This window comes from Bacillus zhangzhouensis (assembly GCF_000715205.1).
Lineage (GTDB): Bacteria > Bacillota > Bacilli > Bacillales > Bacillaceae > Bacillus > Bacillus zhangzhouensis.
This window is the reverse complement of sequence record NZ_JOTP01000001.1, coordinates 351,774-370,918: the sequence shown is the minus strand read 5'-3', so window position 1 is coordinate 370,918 and position 19,145 is coordinate 351,774. Positions and strand designations below refer to the sequence as shown.

Below are 19,145 nucleotides of genomic sequence, written 5' to 3'. Positions count from 1 at the left end.
TCTTGTTTAGTTTTCAAAGATCATGTTTGTTATCGCTCAGAGGCGACTTTATTAATATAACATTCTATCAAGATAAAGTCAACAACTTTTTTCTTCATGTTATTTATCAACCGCGCTGTTTTCAGCGGCGAATACAAATATAACACCTTTTGAAAGAAGAAACAAGTATTTTTCCTAAATAATTTATTTTTCCTTATCTCTTCCTATATATTGCTACAAAAAGTGCTTGTCGCAGTAATTCTCTATTGTTGATCCTGAAGGTCTCTAGTATATTTATAATAGATTGAAACTAAATAACCGCAGGGGGAGCTTTGTGCTGAGAGTGAACGATTCGTTGTTCTGACCCTTTGAACCTGTCAGTTAATACTGAAGTAGGAATGTGGAATCACTTGATTACATGTGGTGTATTCAAACCGATATGTTTTTCTATGAATAACATACTCATCCTTACACGGTCTCTCCTTGCTCAATTCATGAAAAAGGAGATTTTTTTATGCAGCAATCAAATCAATTAGTACGCCTTATGGAAATCGCGATTATGACTTCGCTTGCTCTTGTATTAGATTACTTATCAGGTCTCTTTTTAAGGATGCCGAACGGCGGGTCTATCGCGCTGATCATGATTCCCGTCATTCTCATGTCTATTAGATGGGGGTTGTCTACTGGGTTTATTATCGGTGTGTTGATTGCCGGCCTGCAGCTGATGAATAGCCCTATTATTGCTACACCTGTACAAGGATTTCTTGATTATTTCGTGGCATCTGTTGTCATTTGTCTAAGCGGGCTATTTTCAGGATTGATCAAAAAAGCAATTCAAGATAAAAAAAGAAAGAAACAATTCTTCTATATTATCCTATCCGTATTTATCGCCAGTTTCTTTAGACTGCTAACGTTCTTTATTTCTGGCGTTGTATTCTTTTCGCAATATGCACCGAAAGGAACACCAGGATGGGTCTACTCTTTAATTTATAACAGCACGTATATGGTTCCATCTTTTATTATTTGTAGTATCGTTCTTTGTTTATTAATACCGAGTGCATCTCGTTTGGTTTTTCCTCATCAAAAATAACCTGCTGATTTCAGCTGGTTATTTTTTTATGCATAATTTGCTGCTCTATGGAATCTATTAATAGTAGAAGATTTCAGGCTGGAGGTACGTTAATGAATCCTTACTCCATTATGCTGTGCTGCTATATTCTCAGTCTTACTTACTTTTTGGCAGGTTTCTATGAAGCATTAAAAATAGCAGGCGTGAAAGGGAAAGTAGAAGCTACTCCTTTTATTTCTTATATTTTGCTTGCGACACTCTTCACCTTTTTCTCTCATTATTATTGGAAGCTGGCAATTTAATTCGTTGTACATGTTCATTTAATACAGGCAGCTCCCATCCATATCCTATTTCATCATGGTTCTCGCCAGCCAGCTCGAACTGGCTGGTGACGACAAAACTAGGCTGAAGCTTTTGATAAAATTGCTTCGCCGAATTCTGTTCAAATACCCATAGCATCATATTCTTATAACCCTTCTCTATTAAATAGTCCACTCCTTTTGCAATCAAAGCGATACCCGCTCCTGACTTTTGCTTCTGCTGTAATAAATAAATGGCATAAAGCTCACCATCATATGTTGAATAGCGCTCGTCACGTTGTTTTCCGAAGGAAGCAAAACCAAATACCCCATCAGCATCTTCTACGACAAACGTGCCTTCAAGCGATCTGGTTCTCCAGCTCTGTTCCCGCTCCTCTACATTTAAACCATCCAGATACTCTTTTGAGATAATGCCGTGATAAGTCGTTTGCCAGCTCTTCACATGAATCTCGGCGATTTTAGGAATATCTTTATGTACAGCATGTCTTACCTTCATCTGTGCCACCCCTTTTAGCGATTTCTCACCCTATCTTCATTATGATAAATTTCTATTTCTTAAAATTCAATCGAAAAGGATATCCGTTGACATTTTGTCAACACACCTTTATATTGAGGACGACTTCTTCTATAGAAAAGTTGATACATATTGAAAAGGATGGGGTAGAAGATGGATCTTAAGACAAATGATCTTGGACAGCTCTTAAAAGAACAACTACAACTACGTTCTCTCTCATTAAGAGAACTCAGCACCCACATAGAAATTGATAAAGCGACACTGTCTAGAATAATGAACGGAAAAAGAAAACCGACTTTGAATCATTTACAGCGACTTTCAAATTATCTAAACATCTCTTTAGATCACCTATTATCCGCTGCTGGGTTTCCAGTCAAAAATGAAAGAGTTCACAGTAATACGTTCATTCAAGCGGTGGAAGAAATTGAAAAAACACTAAAAGTTCACGACATCTATGACGGTACATTTAATGAAGAGAAATTGAAACAGAAGTTAAGTGAATACGAGACCTACAGCCAAACAGACGAGGGAAAAGAAACAATCTCGGCAAAGTTTGATAAAAAGATGGACACGATACGCGGCGTCGGACCATTTCTTCATCATTTGAAGAACATGTACAACTTATTCATAGCAGGCCGGGGTACTCCTCGTGAGTTGGTGCTGATGGGGGGCGCACTACTTTATTTCATTGTGCCTGTTGATTTGATACCAGATTATATTTTTCCGATTGGCTATATTGATGACGCTACAGCGGTACAAGTCGTATTAAACCAGCTGATCAATAGGTCATAGCAGGGCACGAAGCTATGAGAAAACAGTACAGCATTGACTTCGCACTTTTACTCACTATCATTTGTTTATTTGTGATCAGCCTGCTAGCTGTATATAGCGGATCGGGACAGTATGAAACGCAAGATATGTTTTATTTCGTCAAAAGACAAATTTTCTGGTATATCGTCGGTTTTGGTCTCATGGCAGCAGTTGCTTACTTTGATTATGAGTTGCTTGAGCGTTTATCCTTTCGGTTATTTGCAGGTGGTATTTTCCTCATTATTCTCGTGCATTTTTTTGGAACGAATCAAAATGGCTCTCAAAGATGGATCAGCTTCGGTTCAATCAAAGTTCAGCCATCAGAGTTCATGAAAATTTTTGTGATTCTCCTGCTAGCGGCTATCTTGAACCAATACAAACATCAGCGATTTACGTTTAAAGAAAGCATCCTTCCTACAAGTAAAGTCATATGCTGGACCGTTGTCCCTTTTTTCCTCATCTTAATTCAGCCAGATTTAGGGACTGCGCTCGTGATATTGTCTATCGCCTTTACACTGATGCTTGTGTCGGGGATTTCAAGCAAGATGATCGCCGCATTACTGGCTTCTTGTCTCGCTCTTCTTGCCTTTTTAACCTACTTGCACAATGAACATTTTGAGCACTTTACAAAAATCATTAAGCCTCATCAGCTTGATCGTATTTATGGCTGGCTCTCTCCTGATGAATTTGATTCAACATATGGATATCAGCTGAAACAAGCAATGCTTGGCATTGGGTCAGGTCAATTGTCAGGAAGCGGTTATACACAGGGGAGTCAAGTACAAGGGGGAAATATCCCTGAAGCCCATACAGATTTTATATTTGCAGTCATTGGTGAGGAGTTTGGTTTTATCGGCGCCTCTCTATTGATATGTTTGTACTTAATGATGGTCTACCGAATTATTCATGTGGCCATGCATGCCAATACACTTTATGGATTGTACATATGTGCGGGAGTTGTTGGGCTGATCGTCTTTCAGGTCTTCCAAAACGTAGGGATGACAGTAGGTTTAATGCCTGTGACTGGCCTTGCACTTCCATTTATCAGCTATGGGGGAAGTGCGCTTTTGACCAACATGATCGCCATTGGACTTGTGTTTAGTGTCAACCTTAGATCCTCATCCTACATGTTTGGGCGCAACTGGAATTGAAGGTGATGCCATTGATTATTTCCCACCTCAAAAAAATCGACCACATTCTTGCTGGCACGTTTGTGTGCCTTTCTTTATTTGGTTTACTCATGGTTTACAGCGCGAGTTACCCTTTAGGAGAAATGAAGTATGAGCAAGGTCATTATTTCTTGATAAAACAATGGAAATGGCTCTTCATTGGATTAATCTTTTTCTTCGTTGCCGCTCTTTTTCCTTATCAGGCTTATCGTAAATGGATTCGGTGGCTTGTCATGCTGTCATTTTTATTACTGATCCTAGTCCTACTTCCGGGGATCGGTGCTGTTAAAAACAATTCACAGAGGTGGATTCATATTGGCTCTTTCATGATTCAACCCTCTGAAGCTGTGAAACTAGTGATGGTCATCTATTTTGCCTATGTCTATGCAAAAAAACAAGCTTACATCACATCCTTTAAAAAAGGAGTGCTACCTCCGCTCGTTCTTTTAGGTCTTGCTTTTTTATTGATCTTAAAGCAGCCTGATTTAGGCACGGCTGTCTCTATCTTATTGAGCTGCGGCATCATCTTATTATGCGCTGGACTTAAAACGCGTCATCTCATTTTGCTAGGGTCGACTGCCGCATCAGGTATCACTTTTTTTGCTGTGACAGCTCCTTATCGTTTGAAGCGGCTGACCTCATTTCGTGATCCTTTTCAGTATGAAGATGGAGATGGCTATCAGCTGATTCATTCATACCTCGCGATAGATTCAGGTGGACTGACTGGAAATGGCTTAGGCGGGAGCATTCAGAAGCTAGGTTTTCTTCCTGAAGCCCATACAGATTTTATCATGGCCGTCATTAGCGAAGAACTGGGACTATTGGGGATATCGTTTGTGATTGGTGCATATCTTCTCATCATGTATCGCGCCTTGCGAATCGTTCGGGCTTTACAGGATCCGTTTGGAAAGCTGTTAACGATCGGTCTCACTTTTCAAATCATGATTCAAGCGGTCTTTAATCTAGGGGCTGTCTTTGGACTTCTCCCGATTACAGGCATTCCCCTTCCTTTCATTAGCTACGGCGGGTCCTCCTTAGTGTTCATGATGATATCAGCAGGCATCCTTGTACATCTGTCTTCATATGTAAAGAGAAATCAATATCAGTTTCATGCCAAATAGACACCTTCTGCCGGAAGGTGTCTTAGCGTGAAGACAAACCCTCGCATTCGGTGTCAGTTCTGCGTGCTGGTGCTCACGAATGTTTGTCAACAATCTGAGACACCTTCTGCTGGAAGGTGTCTATTGATTTTATTCTTCTATTTGACGATCAGCTATTTCTTTTTTTCTAGGCTGTTTGATTTCATTCGTTAGTTCTTGAATGCTTTGCTTCACATTCCCTTTGCCCGAAAAGTTCTCAATAATTTCTTTGACATCAATTCCAGAGGATGCTTTCAGGCTTTCTTGAAGGCTGGACATCAGGTTTGTGGCATAGCCTGTGATTTTATTAGCACCGCTGCCTTCCCCGTTACCGCCTGTATCAACAACTGTAATTTTATCAATGTTTGAAAGTGGTGCAGATACTTGCTTCGCATATTCAGGAAGCATTTTCACGATCATATCAAGGATCGCTGCCTGACCATACTGTTCGAATGCTTCAGCAATTTTTTCTTTCGCTTCTGCTTCAGCAAGTCCTTTCAGTCTAATGACTTCTGCTTCTGTTTCCCCTTTCGCACGATCAGCTTCCGCTTTTGCCAGCCCGTCAATTCGGACTTTCTCAGCTTCTGCTTTCGCCATTGCTTCGATGCTGTATTTCTTCGCATCTGCTTCAGCGAGACGCTTCGCTTTTTCCGCCGCAGCCGATTGCTCAACAGCATAACGGTCCGCATCTGCTTTCTTTTTCACTTCAGAATCGTATTGACGTTCACGACGCTGAATCTCTTTTTCTTCTAATTCAATTTGTTTCTGGCGTTCGATGATTTTGACTTGCATTTCTTGTTCAGTCACGTGCTGACGGTTGCGAGCTGTCTCTAGATCATACGCTTGGTCAGCGCTTGCTTTCGCTGTATCCTGTTCACGTCTAAATTCTGCTCTTTTCAGCTCATTGATTTTTTCTGCTTCAGCGATTTCGGTGGCACGCTCAAGCTCAGATTTCTTCGCATCTTTATCTGCCTCGGCACGTTTGATACGTGTTTCTTTATCCGCTTCAGCTGTTGCAATATCTGCATCACGTTTCACTTGGGCAATTCTTGGCTTACCTAGAGATTCTAAATAGCCATTTTTATCACGTACATCTTTGATCGTAAACGATACAATGACTAGACCCATTTTCGCTAAATCTTGAGAAGCGACACGTTGAACTTCTTGAGAAAATTTCTCTCTGTTTTTATAAATCTCTTCAACTGTCATTGATCCTAAGATCGAACGAAGGTGACCTTCTAGTACTTCTCTTGCTTCGTTTTCGCGGTCTTCTTTTGTTTTACCTAAAAACTGTTCTGCCGCAGTGGCGATTTCTTCAATCGATCCGCCAATTTTAATGATGGCCGTTCCATCCGCCATGACAGGTACACCTTGCTCGGTATAAACCTCTGGCGTTGAGACATCTAGCTTGCTAGATAGTAAGCTGAGCGGTTCTGCTTGTTGAAAGACAGGGAGTACGAAGGTACCTCCGCCTCTGACAATCTTAATCTTGTTTCCACCTTCATCCACGTGGACATTTTTACTTCCTAGATAACTTCCTGTGACAATTAACGCTTCATCTGGACCTGCTGTCCGGTATTTTGAAACAAATACGCCAATAAGTGCAATAAGTATCACAAGGACAATTCCAATGATAATCAAAATCGTTGTTCCTGGCATAGCATTCCCTCCTAGATTTCTTCATTTGGTATGACAGATAAAACACCTTTGTTCACTTCGACAACAAGCACGCGGGTTCCATATGGAATCTCCTCTTGGTCGAAACTGACGGCTGGCTTTGAGATTTTCCCGCTATTACTAATTAACAGCACTTCTCCAAACCCGTCTTTTGGAACAGATACAATGATCTCCCCAGTTCTTCCTTTTAAATCGGCCTCCGTATATGAGAGAGATTCTTCAGCAGAGGAAAGCGGGACTAAGATAAATACATTCAAACAGGTCACAAGAACCACTGCGAGAATAGCAGATAATACTGCTCCAAGCCCACTTCCTACGATTGCAGTTTTTTCAGAGATAAACCCTCCAGCCGAGAAAAAGGTAAGAAATGCGAGGATCAATGTCGGTTGAAGAAATGGAACAGGAATCGCTTCAAACAATCCCTCAAATACATCGCCGAAAAAGACGAAAACAAGTGTTAGGATTCCTGATATCATCAATATGTATAAATACAGCGTCTGAAGAGGCAGCCCGAACACATCCATCTTCCTCACCCTTTCTTCATGAAATGAACAGCCTTTGTTTCATTTAGACCATACTCACCTCCAATGTATTCCTTCTAACAGGTAATACGAACCACTTTTGTAAAGGTTTCATATTTCATCACAATTCTTCAAAGGAATTCTCCGATAGCTCAAGAATGATTGTCATGTACTAGTATGATAAAATTTGATCTTGAGGTGATGAAAATGAGTTTATTACATGATGCAAGACAAGAATTGTGGCAGGAGCTGCAAGGGTTGAACGAAGAACAATTAAACAAAAAATTATCTGATGATACTTGGAGTATTCAAGAAGTTGCAGATCATTTAAAGAAAATGGATTTAGTTGCAGCAAAACATCTAGCTGCCGAGGGAAAAAAAGCACCGATCAAAGAATATGAGCCAAAACCAGTCGAAATGGCAGAGGATCGTTCAAAAAAAGCCACTGCGCCGAGTATTGTCGCACCTGAGCGTAAGCATGTGACGCCTACACATTTAAAAGATGAGCTTGATACAGCACGTGAGCAGCTCAATCAAATTTTATCAACGTTTACTGAGGATGATTTTAAACGTGTGATTGCACATCCTGTGTTTGAAGAGTTATCACTGAAGCAATATCTTGATTTTATCGGCGCGCACGAAAAACGCCATATTCATCAAATAAACGAGATTAAAGAACAATTATAAGACATAAAAAAGACTCCCTTTTGGGAGCCTTTTTTAATTGTTACACCGTTTTAGGTGTTAAATCAAAGCAACGAGCATAAATCCAGTTGTATGCTTTTTCGTTTAGATCTCTTGGATTTCCAACTGTTTGCGGATCTTTCATCGCTTCTTTAGATAAACGGTCAATCATATCTTTTGATACACCTTGTTCTTCTAATGAAGGAACTTCTAGGTCTTCTACTAAATCATACATCCAGTTCACAGCTGCTTTTGCTGCTTCCTCTGTTGACATTCTGCTTGTATCGATACCGAACGCTTGCGCAATTCGAGCGAATTTTTCTGGATATCCTTTCCAGTTATACTCCATCACTGGTCCCATCATCGCTGCTACACACTGACCATGAGCTACAGGGATAATGCCTCCGAGTGTTTGACTCATCGCATGTGCTGCACCAGCTGATTCGCTTCCATAGGAAAGTCCTGCAAGCATCGCGGATTGTGCCATGCCATATCTTGCTTCTAAGTCCTCGCCATCAGCAAAGGCACGGCGAATATAATGAGCAGCATATTCAATTGCCATGAGCGCCACCGCATCCGTAATGGGCTGAGCAAATTTCATCGTATAGCATTCGATGGCGTGCGCAAGTGCATCAATTCCTGTCATTGCCGTCACATGAGGCGGCATAGATACATGAAGCTCTGGGTCAATCACTGTTAGGTGAGCTGCAATAAGTGGTCCACCTGTGTTGAATTTGAACTCCCTTTTTTCATCTGTAATAACTGCCCACTGCGTGACCTCTGAACCTGTACCAGCCGTTGTCGGAATGGTCGTTAACGGAGGGATTCTATTTTCGAGCGGTTTTTTCCCCTCTGCCGCTTCGTAATCAAGAACTGAGCCTTCATGAGTGGCCTCTACTCCGATGGCCTTCGCTGTATCCATTGAGCTTCCGCCGCCTACTGCAACTAATCCATTACAGCCTTCTTTTTCATATAATGCTGACCCTTCATTCACTAGACGCACTGGCGGATTTGGCTCTACTTTTTTAAAGAGGACAACATCAATTTGCGCTTCTTTTAATGAAGCAATCACTGGATCTACAACGCCCGCTTGATAAATACCAGGGTCTGTTACGAGCAATACCTTCGAGACGCCGTATGCTTTCACTTCTTCCCCAACATGTTTCACTGCCCCAATGCCATGCTTGATGACAGTCGGAATTTCAAACGTATGGAATTTTTGCATGCTTTCAATTTTCATATTTAAAGTCATATAGAATCTCCTCCAGATAAGTGATATTTATTTAAACCAATGAACCGCTTCTGGTTTTGTATTTCGATATAAATGTTTTAGTTCCGTATATTCTTCAAGGCCCGTACGTCCTAATTCACGTCCAAGGCCTGATTGCTTATACCCGCCCCATGGTGCTTGAGCAAAATAAGGATGGAAGTCATTGATCCAAACAGTGCCTAATCTTAGCTGACGAGCGACTCTTTCAGCTTTTGCGATATCTGAAGACCATACCGCTCCTGCTAAACCATAAATCGTATCATTTGCCAGCTCGATAACTTCTTCCTCTGAACGGAAGGATTCGACAGTGAGTACTGGTCCAAAGACTTCCTCCTGCACAATTCGCATATCAGATGTACAGCCAGAGAAAATCGTTGGCAAGTAGAAGAACCCATGTTGAAGCTCCTCTGCTTCAGGACGTTTTCCGCCTGTTTCTAATTTTGCGCCTTCTTCTAGACCGATGCTGACGTATTTTTCTACTTTTTCTCGATGCTCAGCTGAGATAAGCGGACCGCTCTGCGTTCCTTCATCAAAGCCGTTGCCTAGCTTGATTTTTTTCGTACGCTTCACCAGTTCTTCTAAAAATTCATCATGAATGGACTCTTCCACTAACAAGCGTGAACCTGCGGAACACACTTGCCCTGCATGGAAAAATACAGCATTCATTGCCTGGTCAACCGCTACGTCTAAATCAGCATCTTGAAACACAATATTCGGATTTTTCCCGCCGAGCTCAAGGGCAATTTTCTTCACATTCCCACTGGCTCCCTGCATGATTTTCTTGCCTGTTTCAATACCGCCTGTAAACGAAATTAAATCGACTTGATCATTGACAGCAAGTTCATCTCCAACAGTTGCACCAGGTCCAAGCACTAGGTTTGCAACACCAGCTGGTACGCCAGCTTCTTCCATGACCTTGAATACTTTAATCGTGGTTAATGGTGTAATTTCACTTGGCTTTAAGACGATCGTATTCCCCGCCGCAAGCGCAGGAGCGATTTTCCAGCTTGCTTGAAGCAATGGATAGTTCCAAGGCGTGATTTGTCCGCATACACCGACAGGCTCTCTGACTAGTTCACTTTTTGAGTTCGGAATTGGCGATGCGATGATTTCCCCGCCATCTTTATCAGCCAGTCCTGCGTAATATTGGAACACATTCGCAATATCATCCATATCCGCCTTGCTTTCTTCTAATGTTTTACCAGTATCAAGTGATTCTAATTTGGCTAATTCATCAAGGTCTCGTCTAATCAATTCAGCAATCTTAAATACAATATTTCCTCTTTCAAGTCCAGGCAGGTTTGCCCAATCCCCTTGATCGAAGGCTTTTCTCGCTGCTTTGATGGCTAGCTGCGTGTCATTTCTTGATCCTTCACTGACTGTCGCGATCACTTCTTGATTAAATGGATTGATGATATCTCTTGTGTCGCCACTCTTAGCGCCAACCCATTGTCCATCTATAAATAGTGTTTGACTCATAGAAGGAACCTCCTCTAATTCTCTTTGGTAAGTTTGTTAAATAAAAATTTAACGTTTTGAACATAATTAACTTAACATGTTCAAATTTTTCTGTCAAAGGGAGATAGGCTCTATTTATTTTGACATTTTGCATTCTTTCGTTAACATATAGTCCATAAAGATTTTTTTGAACGTATTGAATTCTCTTAATAGAAAGCAGGGACAAGATGAAAAAGCAGGAACAGACACAAGCAGAAGAGCGCATTTTAGCTGCTAAAGATCTAGTCATTGATTCCATCGCTGAAACAATGGATCTCTATGGCATTACAAGAAGTGCGGGTATCCTATATGGGACCATGTATCTAAATGAGGAAATGACGCTTGATGAAATGCGTGAAGAGCTGCAAATGAGCAAGCCGAGTATGAGTACAGGTGTGAAAAAACTTCAAGACATGAATATTGTTAAAAAGACCTTTCACCGCGGCCGAAGAAAACACAGCTTTGTTGCTGAGAAAGATTTTTTAAAGTTTTTCATGAACTTTTTCCCACAAAAATGGGAACGAGAGGTCGAGGTCAATTTAGCGGCGATTGAAGAAGCGCAAGAGCGTCTTCAAGATGTGGCTCGTGATGATCAGGTGGATGAACATGTGAGAGGTGAGGCGCAGCAGCTGCTTGAACAGCTTGAAAGCTCAAAAGCCTATTATGACTGGCTCAGACGATTAGCCCACTCTGTTCATTCCGGGGAAATCTTTGACTATATACCGATTGATCAGAAAGAAAAATAGACGACGTGTTTTCGTTTTACAGCTTGAATTTCACAGGAGGATTGATTATAATAAGTTATGTCGTCATACTTCGGGGCATTAGCTCAGCTGGGAGAGCGCTACGCTGGCAGCGTAGAGGTCAGCGGTTCGATCCCGCTATGCTCCATACATGATAAGCATTGATACAGAGCCATTCTTGAGATTATCGAGAGTGGTTTTTGTATTTGTATTTCCAAAAACAAAAAAGTAACATTCCCTCATAAAAAATAGACAGGGCAACATCTCCCTGTCTGATTTAAGCTTTGTCACCATTAATATATTTCACTAACATAGCTGCTGCGTACATAAAAAAAGCAGCGATTAAACCATTCACGATACTCCCAAAAACAATAAGCAACATCTGTCTCAAATAATCTGCCCATGTCTTATCTGGAAATACAGAAATGTTCCAGATACTAACGAGCATATAAAACCCAGTCACAATGATAAACGTCCAAACAACTAACTTTGATTTAAGCATATATTGACAATCCCCCGACATTCAATGACCCAAAAATGAAATACTCTTTGCTGTCGTTATAGAAAGTTTCCCTACTCTCAGCACTCTTTTCATGGCGTCTTAACAGATGTCCAAACCAGCGTCATGCATTGCGAGAAAATCACTCAAAGCCAATTGAATATTCTAATCTAGCGCTCTAGCGGATATTAAAAGATACTAAACTATATATCGGCCCTCGCAGCGTAAAAGTCAGCATTCAATCCGGCTATGCTCCATACTAATAACCATTCTTGAAAGGTCAAGGATGTTTTTTATGTATATAATTGTTAAGATTCCGTTCGTTCTTTATTGTTTCTTAGTCTCAATATCTTCATGATGCGGTATGTGATCACAGATAGATAAGCAACAATAAGAATGATCGTATATGACACTGGAAAATCACTCGTCATTCCGTGATAAATGAAATAAGTTAAGAGTATTGACAAAAATATCACTTGAAATAGTTCTTTTTTCATTTTTCCTCTCCTCATCATGGTTTCTATAATTTTTTACATTCTATCATAAATGTTGTCATTTTTTGTTAGCTATCAACAAGTAAAAAATTTCTCCACTTGTCGATAGCTTATTATTGATTATCATTTTTTCTGCAATAGTTCCATTTTGTTCTTCGTCTTTGGTCCATAAACCCCATCTGCAACTAAGCCATTCATGAGTTGGAATCGCTTGACCGAATCTGCTGTTTTTGGTCCATAATAACCGTCAATTCCGTTGTTTTTTGCTCCTTTGTCTGGATAAAAATACAGGGATGATAATACTTTTTGCACCGCTGTCACTTGAGGTCCTTTTGTTAAGGGGGTGGTTACTTTTAAAATACCAGATGGTAAGTTGTATGACTTTTTAGATGTACTTGTTTTGGATTTTATCGTACCCTTTGCTAATAATTTATGAACTGGCTTTGTCTTAATTGGCTTTGCAGAAACTTTATTTGATAAAAATGACACCAAGACAGGACGCTTACCCGCTTGAAGCTGCAATAAAGTCAAACTGCCCATCATTTCAAGGTGTGGGTAATCTTTAAAGCTCTTCCAGTCTCCCCCCCATGAAAACCCTAGTGCTTTCCCTATCTGGGCTACCCTACGCCATTTTTCGTTAACTGTCCAAAGCGCTTTTTTCCCATCCGCACTTAATAGAACGTAATCAATCGCTAAACCATAGTTGTGATTTGATTGACCGCCCTTGGCGTTTGTAACAATATTCCCCGAAGAAGTACGCCCTTTAGCATAAAGCTTGTTTTGTTCTGCAAACGAACGATAACCAGATGTGATCTGAACAAAGATGCCTTCTTTGTATGCCTGTTTGATCATCTCAATTGCACTTTCTTTAACAACACTGTTAATGTCAGAACCCATATTTCTAATGGAACGGTCTATAAGAGTTTGCAATTCAATTTGTTCTGCCATCTCCATCCTCCTTTTAAGTTTATTGAGCATAAAAAAGTCCCTGTTAAGGGACCTAGAAATTTGCACTTTTTTCTTCCGATTTTGGTGTAAATAATGATGTTAGTTTTTTAATAGTATTGAACGGAGATGTGATGAACCAACTGACTGCCGCAAAAAAATTTGAGCCTAAAATGCTAACAATTACAAATGTAAATGCGAAATACAAAATAAGTTGAGTATCTCCGCTCCATTCATTCATAAATTCAGTTCTCCTTATTAAGAACACAAAAACAGGATGAAACAAGAAAATTCCTAGTGAATAATCACCCCACTTTGTCAGAATGCTCTTCTTGCTATTTACTGAGATAAGGATCAGTAAACATATCCAAGCTGACAAGAGGTAATGAAGAAGTATTTTAAGCATATAGCTTTCATCATTTGCTAAAAATCTCTTTATTCCGAAGCTACCACGGAAAAGCCATTCTAAGTTTGGTGTGTATTCAATAAAAAGTATCGTTAGCGTCCCAGTGACAATTAATAAAACCTTTGCTAGTGAAGGTTTTATTAATTTATAAACAGCATGCAAGTTTTCTTTTGTCATAAAAAACCCAGCAAAGAAGAATGGTGCAAATGAAATTGTTCTTTGATAACTAAGAGTGTAAGAAGTGAAATTTGGATAAAAATCTTTAACTATATCTGCAACCACACCCGTGTACTGTCGTGAAATAAAACTGACAATGAATATAATAAAAAAGATACTTAATTTCCCTATTAAACTTAATCTTAGTTTCGATAAACCCCAAGCTAGTAAATACCAAAAAATCATACTCACGATGTACCACAAGTGAAATTGTGGCTTGCCGTAATGGAATGATAAGGTTTTATACTCTCCTATAAAATAGAGAAACCAATCAAAAAACGTCTGAAATATAATGTACAAAAGAAAAAGGTTTATTATTTTACTTAATTTAAATCTTTTAGCTAGGTAGCCACTGATGAAAATAAAAAGCGGCATATGAAAAGCGTAAATAAACACAAAAAGCTGATAATAATTCTGTTTATTGAGTTCTATTAAGTGTCCAAAAACTACTAAAAAAATCAACAAACCCTTTATATTACTTAACTTTAAATCCTTTTCTAACAACTGACTTCCCTCCAACTCCAATTTTAGGATATATGAAGAAGGAAGCCAGCGCAACTATACTTTTATTTTGTTAATCCTCTTTGTTTCAAGGCATCTTTTTGAAGGTGCCCTTTGTAAGTCACATAATTATTTTTAAACCAAGCCATTACGGCAGTGACCATAGTGAAAATCGTGGAGCCTGCCACATACAGTGCCTCTCCTACGCTTTGCACTTGTTCCTCACTAATCGGCAGCACTGTTTGTCCAAACATGACGAGCGTTTGATTGATGAGTGCAATAAAAAGAAGCACTGTGCGAATCACAGTGCCTTTGTCGAATGATTTCATGTGTTTTCCCCCTATTTTAAATTCCGTTCAATTTTATCGAGTTTGTCGATGACGACGTCATACTTCTCACTAAACTTTGCTAACACTTCATTTTGCGCCTCGATTTGCTCATTGAGCTTATTTTCTCGTTCCTTTGTTGTATTGAGAACATAAAACAAAATCCAGCAAAAGAGAACGGCAAATGGACCTTGTGTCATTAAGTTTTGAACGACATCCACTTCCATTGGAATCACCTTCTTTCCCAGATAGATAGCCACATTTCTCAGTTGATCTATTTAATGTCTGTATTTTAACTTATTTATTACCATCTCAATTGAGATAAGGTAACATAAGCTGTTCCAATAGTAATTGTTCTGCCAGTACTTTTGGGTGTAATATAAAATGTTAACTTATCTCCTGCTTTAAATTTTTGTTGAAGGAACATCACATAGACACTTGATGAAATAACTGGATTCCAATTTCCAAAGCGTTGATATTCTGATCCATTCACGTAGCATGAGATAATACTATCTGATCCAACCGGAATATTCGTACTAGTTAAATAAAGTCTTATTAAATACAACCCGCTATTTTTCAAAGTGATTTCAGACCGAGCACGATCATATTCTCCTAAATCATCTGACCTTGTATCACCAAAAAGCAGTTTTGTTGGAATATTTTCCAAGGCTACAACTGAAGAATTATTCTGATCATATGAATCAACAAAAGAAGTATTTGACATATCCTCCACAGTTAATATACGTTTCCATCCCCTGAAAACCCCATCTGTATGAGTAGTTCCGTACCAATGGCTATTATCGTAGCTTCGACTCACATGAAATGTTTTTCGGTTATTTCCTGTTTCTATAATATCCACATTAAACCACGAAGCATCGGTCGTTGATGGCATATTAACTGCATTCGTTCCAGAGACATAATAAAAACCAGAGGGCAAAGTGAGTACATCTGTACCAGTAGGAATAAGCATTCTATTTCCATTCGCTTTCAATAATGGGTGCTCGTTTAACCTCTTCCATCCGCTCCATTCTTGCTGAGTACCGGTAACATCTGTCGTTGATCGATTGATGTACACATCGCCTGTATTATTTACCCCCATTATCCATCCATATGTGTTTTCACTAAACACTGATAAGGCCCTCATAGAACTTCTTGTCGGCAGGTCAGGGTGTGCTTCATGAATATACCAAGAGTGCACGCCCGGTAATTTAATGAGTTTATCTAAAATACTAGGATCGTTTGCATTAATTCTTTCGTAAGCTTTTCCATCATCAGCAGTAATTTTAGATAGTTGTCCTGCGTCCCATTTGTTTTTTTCGTTTTGAGTAGGCATTTGCAGCCAATTGATCGCAATGTCATTCACATGATAGTAAAAACAAAATGCATTACCTGATGTGTCAATTGCGATTCCTACGCCGATATTATTTTGACCTACTAGCTGAAAGCCCCTTAATGCTGCATTGCCTATAGCAGGAGAATCGACTACTCCAGAACCTCCCGGGGCATAGAACGAGCAGGCACCTAAAGATTTAATCACTTGATAAATACTGCCGCCAACTGGGATATTGACCAACTGGGACCCGTTATCATTTGTCATTTTATATAACTGAGATTGATTCCATTTCTGCTTTTCTTTTTCAGATGCATGAGATGTTGTATCATTTTTGTGTTGATTGATTTGATCTAATAGTCCAACATCATTCTCAAGAATAACCTTAATCATGTCATTAAACAGATCTGCGTGGGCTTTGTCACTGACTTTAAAAGAACGAGGTGTCTTTATCTCCATGATCATTCTCCTTTTATATTTCAGTTCTAAATATTAGTTTTATTAGCTTCACCTTGCGCTGAACTTAAAACCGAATGTAATAAACTCAGTGGGATTGGCGTTATTTGAAGATGATTGTACACATACATTTCCCTCTTTATCTATTAACGTACGGTGGAATTGAGGAACACCTGAAGTTCCTATACTTGAAGCGACTCCTACAAAATAGATCGCCTGCTTCGGACAATATTCTTTAGGCAAAATAAACACGGGCTTATTTCCTAAAATCCCACCTTTTACAGCACCTACTATCTCGACTTCCCCTAAGAGATTCTTGCGATATTTTACTGGCATATTAATAGGGTCATATTCCATCCAATCGTTTTTAATCTCTTTAGGTATTTCCCAAGAGCCATCTAATAGATCTGATAGCGTGATTTGCTTCTCCCATGGTGTCCATGATTCTGCATTGTGTTTAAGAACTCTAAAGTATGTGTTCTTCCCATAAACAGATTCGTAGGCTATTTGTATTAATGTACTGCCATAACTCATGACCAATAAAAACACTCGATTAAAGGATGATGGACCATTTATCCCAGAGTTATATATGAGATACATTCCTGTCTGAGTAAGGGTATTATAGTCTGTCTCGCTAGCAAATCCATGATAAAAGGGCTTTCCATTATCTTGTGTGATTTTTGCTAATTGACCGTTATCCCACCTGTTCCTATCGCTTTCTGTAGGCAGCATTGTCCATGTAATCGATGTGTGTCCGGCATGATAGTAGAAAAAATATGCACTACCTGAACTATCAATCGCAAAACCGGACCCACTATTCTCCTCCCCTACCGTCTGCATACCTCTTATTGAGACTTTCGGTGGGGCAGGAGCATCCTCCACACCCGCAGCTGCATAAAATGTACACGTTCCTTTATCTTTTATCGCATCAAATATTCTTCCGCCGGCTGGCACATTGATGAGCTGGCTTCCACTATCAGCTGTGATCTTATAACTCTGGGAATCATTCCATTTCTTCTTTTCTGTTTCAGATGCATGTGCTCTCGCATCATTTGTATGTTTTAAGAGCTGTTCTAATAATCCAGTATCATTTTCAAGTAGTACTTTGACCATGTCATTGAACAAATCGGCATGCGCTTTATCATTCACCTCAAAAGGTATTGGTTCTTTTATTTCCATTATTGTTTTCACTCCCTTGCTTTGATGCTTGGTTCAATTTCTTGCAGCTGCTCTAAAGTGAGCATCCTTTGCTCATATCCTTCATTTAGATCTTCCATTGAACAATCACCTAGTTCAACTGCTTGTTTGACCAATCCAGGTGTCACCCATTGAAAATATAATGCTATTACCCAATAATTCATGTTTCACTCTCTCCTTTAAATAAAAGGATCTCATTTTTTAGCGCCTCTAGTTCGTTTGTTAAAAGGTCACATTGCTGTTCAAGCTGTTTTCTCATCAGCTTTTCTTTGGCTACTTCTTGTGCTAGATAATCTAGTGGAAGGGGTGGTTGATACCTTGGGTTGATTTGAGATTTTTCCCACCATTGTTTCAATTCTTCTGCCGTTGGCTTTGGCACATCTAGATGCCACTCGTCTATATACGAACCAGCACCGTCATTTCTTAATTCAAAATCCTTTTGCGGGTCCGCATCGGGGTATTTATATTTAATGGCTTCATATAAAATCATTAGAATCCTCCTACACTCTCGGAAAGTTTCGTCCGCCTAATTCCGTAATATCGAAATAGTTGTACCAGCCTGAATTATCAGATATATAACGATCGGAATTTCCCGCATAGCCTATATACATGTAAATTTCAACGTAATCTCCTTTATTCGCTGGCACATTCGCAGCCCCATATAAACCTATATCAAGTTTTGCAGTTTCAGAGGGTGTGGCAGGGAGATGTCTATAATGAGATATATTTTTATAATTTTTACCATTTAAAAAGATAGACAGCTCAAAATTTGCATACATTTGAACCGTCTCAATATAGACTCCAGCGTTTACTAGGTACATTCCGTTTTCCGGACAAATAAAACGACTATTTTTTATATCAAAATTATTGTGACTATCTTTTATTTTTCGATTAAAAAGGATTTTTTGTCGCTCAGCATTATTAAGCAACTGCTTACCAGTTGTACCAATGTTCGTATGAAGAAAGCCAGAGATTTTTTGCCATTCGGTCCAGCCAGACCCGGTCCACCAATGCCGGCACCAAGTGCCTGTGCTATCAAAATAACTGCCGGCTTCGTTTCCAGTCCCATAGTAGTATTGAACAAATCGAAAGTTACTATATTTTTCATTTTTCACAAATCCGTATCTCGTCGGATATCCCGTGTCATTGGCTTGGCCAATATCCATAAACGTAATGCCTATTGGATATTCCTCGCCGCTGACTGATGCATCTTGAATGGCTTGATCTCCTGTTAACTTGAATAAGCTTTCATTCGTAATTCCTGCTATTTGTCTACTAAGCGCATTGTCATTCTCAACAAGTGTGTCGACCATCCGATTAAACAAATTAGCATGAGCTTTATCAGATGTGACAAATGGTGAAGGTGCTTTGATGTCCACTTCT

The 19,145-nt window shown here is 39.5% G+C and carries 23 protein-coding genes, 1 tRNA gene and 1 riboswitch; of the genes, 8 read left to right on the top strand and 16 right to left on the bottom strand.

The genetic code is table 11. From position 1 onward, the window contains the following. Positions 1-292: 292 nt before the first annotated feature. A riboswitch (TPP riboswitch) is annotated at positions 293-395 on the top strand. A 98-nt stretch (positions 396-493) separates the two neighbouring features. Both thiT and BA70_RS19255 read left to right on the top strand, forming a co-directional pair. Continuing rightward, on the top strand, positions 494-1,069 hold the full coding sequence (thiT, locus tag BA70_RS01920) for an energy-coupled thiamine transporter ThiT (RefSeq protein WP_034317402.1): 576 nt from the start codon (positions 494-496) through the stop codon (positions 1,067-1,069). 92 nt (positions 1,070-1,161) lie between these two features. Further along, a complete protein-coding gene (locus BA70_RS19255) occupies positions 1,162-1,350 on the top strand; it encodes a hypothetical protein (protein WP_078061623.1) in 189 nt (62 codons plus the stop codon). Here the strand turns inward: BA70_RS19255 and BA70_RS01915 are convergent. Beyond that, positions 1,310-1,864 carry a GNAT family N-acetyltransferase gene (locus tag BA70_RS01915; RefSeq protein WP_034317399.1) on the bottom strand — a complete coding sequence of 185 codons (555 nt, stop codon included), beginning with the start codon at positions 1,862-1,864 and terminating at the stop codon, positions 1,310-1,312. The genes BA70_RS19255 and BA70_RS01915 overlap by 41 nt on opposite strands. A gap of 171 nt (positions 1,865-2,035) precedes the next feature. Between BA70_RS01915 and BA70_RS01910 the strand changes: the two genes are divergently transcribed. From BA70_RS01910 to ftsW, 3 genes are read left to right on the top strand one after another with little or no spacing between them, the layout of a single operon-like run. Beyond that, on the top strand, positions 2,036-2,674 hold the full coding sequence (locus tag BA70_RS01910; RefSeq protein WP_034317396.1) for a DUF1232 domain-containing protein: 639 nt from the start codon (positions 2,036-2,038) through the stop codon (positions 2,672-2,674). 14 nt (positions 2,675-2,688) lie between these two features. Further along, positions 2,689-3,843, top strand: coding sequence for a rod shape-determining protein RodA (gene rodA / locus BA70_RS01905; protein WP_034317394.1), 1,155 nt, complete (start codon positions 2,689-2,691; stop codon positions 3,841-3,843). Positions 3,844-3,848: 5 nt separating this feature from the next. Next, complete coding sequence (gene ftsW / locus BA70_RS01900; protein ID WP_420834665.1) at positions 3,849-4,982, top strand: putative lipid II flippase FtsW; 1,134 nt, start codon at positions 3,849-3,851, stop codon at positions 4,980-4,982. Between the two features lie 129 nt (positions 4,983-5,111). Here the strand turns inward: ftsW and BA70_RS01895 are convergent, their stop codons facing one another. Then, positions 5,112-6,659: a flotillin family protein gene (locus BA70_RS01895; RefSeq protein ID WP_034317389.1), complete on the bottom strand. Its 1,548-nt coding sequence runs from the start codon at positions 6,657-6,659 to the stop codon at positions 5,112-5,114. Between the two features lie 11 nt (positions 6,660-6,670). Beyond that, positions 6,671-7,201: an NfeD family membrane protein gene (locus BA70_RS01890; RefSeq protein WP_034317386.1), complete on the bottom strand. Its 531-nt coding sequence runs from the start codon at positions 7,199-7,201 to the stop codon at positions 6,671-6,673. A 204-nt stretch (positions 7,202-7,405) separates the two neighbouring features. Between BA70_RS01890 and BA70_RS01885 the strand changes: the two genes are divergently transcribed. Next, positions 7,406-7,885 carry a DinB family protein gene (locus tag BA70_RS01885; protein ID WP_034317384.1) on the top strand — a complete coding sequence of 160 codons (480 nt, stop codon included), beginning with the start codon at positions 7,406-7,408 and terminating at the stop codon, positions 7,883-7,885. 40 nt (positions 7,886-7,925) lie between these two features. Here BA70_RS01885 and BA70_RS01880 read toward each other — a convergent pair whose 3' ends face one another. Both BA70_RS01880 and betB read right to left on the bottom strand, forming a co-directional pair. Beyond that, positions 7,926-9,134: an iron-containing alcohol dehydrogenase gene (locus tag BA70_RS01880; protein WP_034317381.1), complete on the bottom strand. Its 1,209-nt coding sequence runs from the start codon at positions 9,132-9,134 to the stop codon at positions 7,926-7,928. Between the two features lie 27 nt (positions 9,135-9,161). Continuing rightward, positions 9,162-10,631: a betaine-aldehyde dehydrogenase gene (betB, locus tag BA70_RS01875; protein ID WP_034317380.1), complete on the bottom strand. Its 1,470-nt coding sequence runs from the start codon at positions 10,629-10,631 to the stop codon at positions 9,162-9,164. Positions 10,632-10,837: 206 nt separating this feature from the next. Between betB and cudC the strand changes: the two genes are divergently transcribed. Both cudC and BA70_RS01865 read left to right on the top strand, forming a co-directional pair. After that, entirely contained in the window at positions 10,838-11,395 is a 558-nt protein-coding gene (gene cudC, locus BA70_RS01870; protein ID WP_034317379.1) for a choline uptake/conversion transcriptional regulator CudC, read from the top strand. 72 nt (positions 11,396-11,467) lie between these two features. Then, positions 11,468-11,540 (top strand) — tRNA-Ala (locus BA70_RS01865). 129 nt (positions 11,541-11,669) lie between these two features. Here the strand turns inward: BA70_RS01865 and BA70_RS01860 are convergent. The 11 genes from BA70_RS01860 to BA70_RS01810 form a co-directional block, all read right to left on the bottom strand. After that, a complete protein-coding gene (locus BA70_RS01860) occupies positions 11,670-11,894 on the bottom strand; it encodes a hypothetical protein (RefSeq protein ID WP_034317378.1) in 225 nt (74 codons plus the stop codon). 305 nt (positions 11,895-12,199) lie between these two features. Then, entirely contained in the window at positions 12,200-12,388 is a 189-nt protein-coding gene (locus BA70_RS01855) for a hypothetical protein (protein ID WP_034317377.1), read from the bottom strand. A gap of 120 nt (positions 12,389-12,508) precedes the next feature. Further along, on the bottom strand, positions 12,509-13,333 hold the full coding sequence (locus BA70_RS01850; protein ID WP_034317375.1) for a M15 family metallopeptidase: 825 nt from the start codon (positions 13,331-13,333) through the stop codon (positions 12,509-12,511). 52 nt (positions 13,334-13,385) lie between these two features. Further along, complete coding sequence (locus tag BA70_RS01845; RefSeq protein WP_034317373.1) at positions 13,386-14,456, bottom strand: acyltransferase family protein; 1,071 nt, start codon at positions 14,454-14,456, stop codon at positions 13,386-13,388. A gap of 62 nt (positions 14,457-14,518) precedes the next feature. Further along, on the bottom strand, positions 14,519-14,782 hold the full coding sequence (locus BA70_RS01840; RefSeq protein ID WP_034317371.1) for a phage holin: 264 nt from the start codon (positions 14,780-14,782) through the stop codon (positions 14,519-14,521). Positions 14,783-14,793: 11 nt separating this feature from the next. Beyond that, on the bottom strand, positions 14,794-15,006 hold the full coding sequence (locus tag BA70_RS01835; protein WP_034317366.1) for a BhlA/UviB family holin-like peptide: 213 nt from the start codon (positions 15,004-15,006) through the stop codon (positions 14,794-14,796). A gap of 77 nt (positions 15,007-15,083) precedes the next feature. After that, positions 15,084-16,568 carry a hypothetical protein gene (locus BA70_RS01830; RefSeq protein WP_239646607.1) on the bottom strand — a complete coding sequence of 495 codons (1,485 nt, stop codon included), beginning with the start codon at positions 16,566-16,568 and terminating at the stop codon, positions 15,084-15,086. Between the two features lie 48 nt (positions 16,569-16,616). Continuing rightward, on the bottom strand, positions 16,617-17,744 hold the full coding sequence (locus BA70_RS01825; protein WP_034317363.1) for a pyocin knob domain-containing protein: 1,128 nt from the start codon (positions 17,742-17,744) through the stop codon (positions 16,617-16,619). Between the two features lie 8 nt (positions 17,745-17,752). Further along, complete coding sequence (locus BA70_RS01820; RefSeq protein WP_034317361.1) at positions 17,753-17,926, bottom strand: phage portal protein; 174 nt, start codon at positions 17,924-17,926, stop codon at positions 17,753-17,755. After that, positions 17,923-18,252: an XkdW family protein gene (locus BA70_RS01815; protein ID WP_034317359.1), complete on the bottom strand. Its 330-nt coding sequence runs from the start codon at positions 18,250-18,252 to the stop codon at positions 17,923-17,925. Before BA70_RS01815 ends, BA70_RS01820 begins: the two co-directional genes overlap by 4 nt. Positions 18,253-18,262: 10 nt before the next feature. Beyond that, a complete protein-coding gene (locus BA70_RS01810; RefSeq protein WP_034317357.1) occupies positions 18,263-19,141 on the bottom strand; it encodes a hypothetical protein in 879 nt (292 codons plus the stop codon). Between the last annotated feature and the right edge of the window lie 4 nt (positions 19,142-19,145).

Excerpts from the sequence above, each read along its gene's own strand:
- thiT (WP_034317402.1), top strand. The coding sequence starts at position 494 with ATGCAGCAATCAAATCAATTAGTACGCCTTATGGAAATCGCGATTATG.
- BA70_RS19255 (WP_078061623.1), top strand. The coding sequence starts at position 1,162 with ATGAATCCTTACTCCATTATGCTGTGCTGCTATATTCTCAGTCTTACT.
- BA70_RS01915 (WP_034317399.1), bottom strand. The coding sequence starts at position 1,864 with ATGAAGGTAAGACATGCTGTACATAAAGATATTCCTAAAATCGCCGAG.
- BA70_RS01910 (WP_034317396.1), top strand. The coding sequence starts at position 2,036 with ATGGATCTTAAGACAAATGATCTTGGACAGCTCTTAAAAGAACAACTA.
- rodA (WP_034317394.1), top strand. The coding sequence starts at position 2,689 with ATGAGAAAACAGTACAGCATTGACTTCGCACTTTTACTCACTATCATT.
- ftsW (WP_420834665.1), top strand. The coding sequence starts at position 3,849 with ATGCCATTGATTATTTCCCACCTCAAAAAAATCGACCACATTCTTGCT.
- BA70_RS01895 (WP_034317389.1), bottom strand. The coding sequence starts at position 6,659 with ATGCCAGGAACAACGATTTTGATTATCATTGGAATTGTCCTTGTGATA.
- BA70_RS01890 (WP_034317386.1), bottom strand. The coding sequence starts at position 7,201 with ATGGATGTGTTCGGGCTGCCTCTTCAGACGCTGTATTTATACATATTG.
- BA70_RS01885 (WP_034317384.1), top strand. The coding sequence starts at position 7,406 with ATGAGTTTATTACATGATGCAAGACAAGAATTGTGGCAGGAGCTGCAA.
- BA70_RS01880 (WP_034317381.1), bottom strand. The coding sequence starts at position 9,134 with ATGACTTTAAATATGAAAATTGAAAGCATGCAAAAATTCCATACGTTT.
- betB (WP_034317380.1), bottom strand. The coding sequence starts at position 10,631 with ATGAGTCAAACACTATTTATAGATGGACAATGGGTTGGCGCTAAGAGT.
- cudC (WP_034317379.1), top strand. The coding sequence starts at position 10,838 with ATGAAAAAGCAGGAACAGACACAAGCAGAAGAGCGCATTTTAGCTGCT.
- BA70_RS01860 (WP_034317378.1), bottom strand. The coding sequence starts at position 11,894 with ATGCTTAAATCAAAGTTAGTTGTTTGGACGTTTATCATTGTGACTGGG.
- BA70_RS01855 (WP_034317377.1), bottom strand. The coding sequence starts at position 12,388 with ATGAAAAAAGAACTATTTCAAGTGATATTTTTGTCAATACTCTTAACT.
- BA70_RS01850 (WP_034317375.1), bottom strand. The coding sequence starts at position 13,333 with ATGGCAGAACAAATTGAATTGCAAACTCTTATAGACCGTTCCATTAGA.
- BA70_RS01840 (WP_034317371.1), bottom strand. The coding sequence starts at position 14,782 with ATGAAATCATTCGACAAAGGCACTGTGATTCGCACAGTGCTTCTTTTT.
- BA70_RS01835 (WP_034317366.1), bottom strand. The coding sequence starts at position 15,006 with ATGGAAGTGGATGTCGTTCAAAACTTAATGACACAAGGTCCATTTGCC.
- BA70_RS01830 (WP_239646607.1), bottom strand. The coding sequence starts at position 16,568 with ATGGAGATAAAGACACCTCGTTCTTTTAAAGTCAGTGACAAAGCCCAC.
- BA70_RS01825 (WP_034317363.1), bottom strand. The coding sequence starts at position 17,744 with ATGGAAATAAAAGAACCAATACCTTTTGAGGTGAATGATAAAGCGCAT.
- BA70_RS01820 (WP_034317361.1), bottom strand. The coding sequence starts at position 17,926 with ATGAATTATTGGGTAATAGCATTATATTTTCAATGGGTGACACCTGGA.
- BA70_RS01815 (WP_034317359.1), bottom strand. The coding sequence starts at position 18,252 with ATGATTTTATATGAAGCCATTAAATATAAATACCCCGATGCGGACCCG.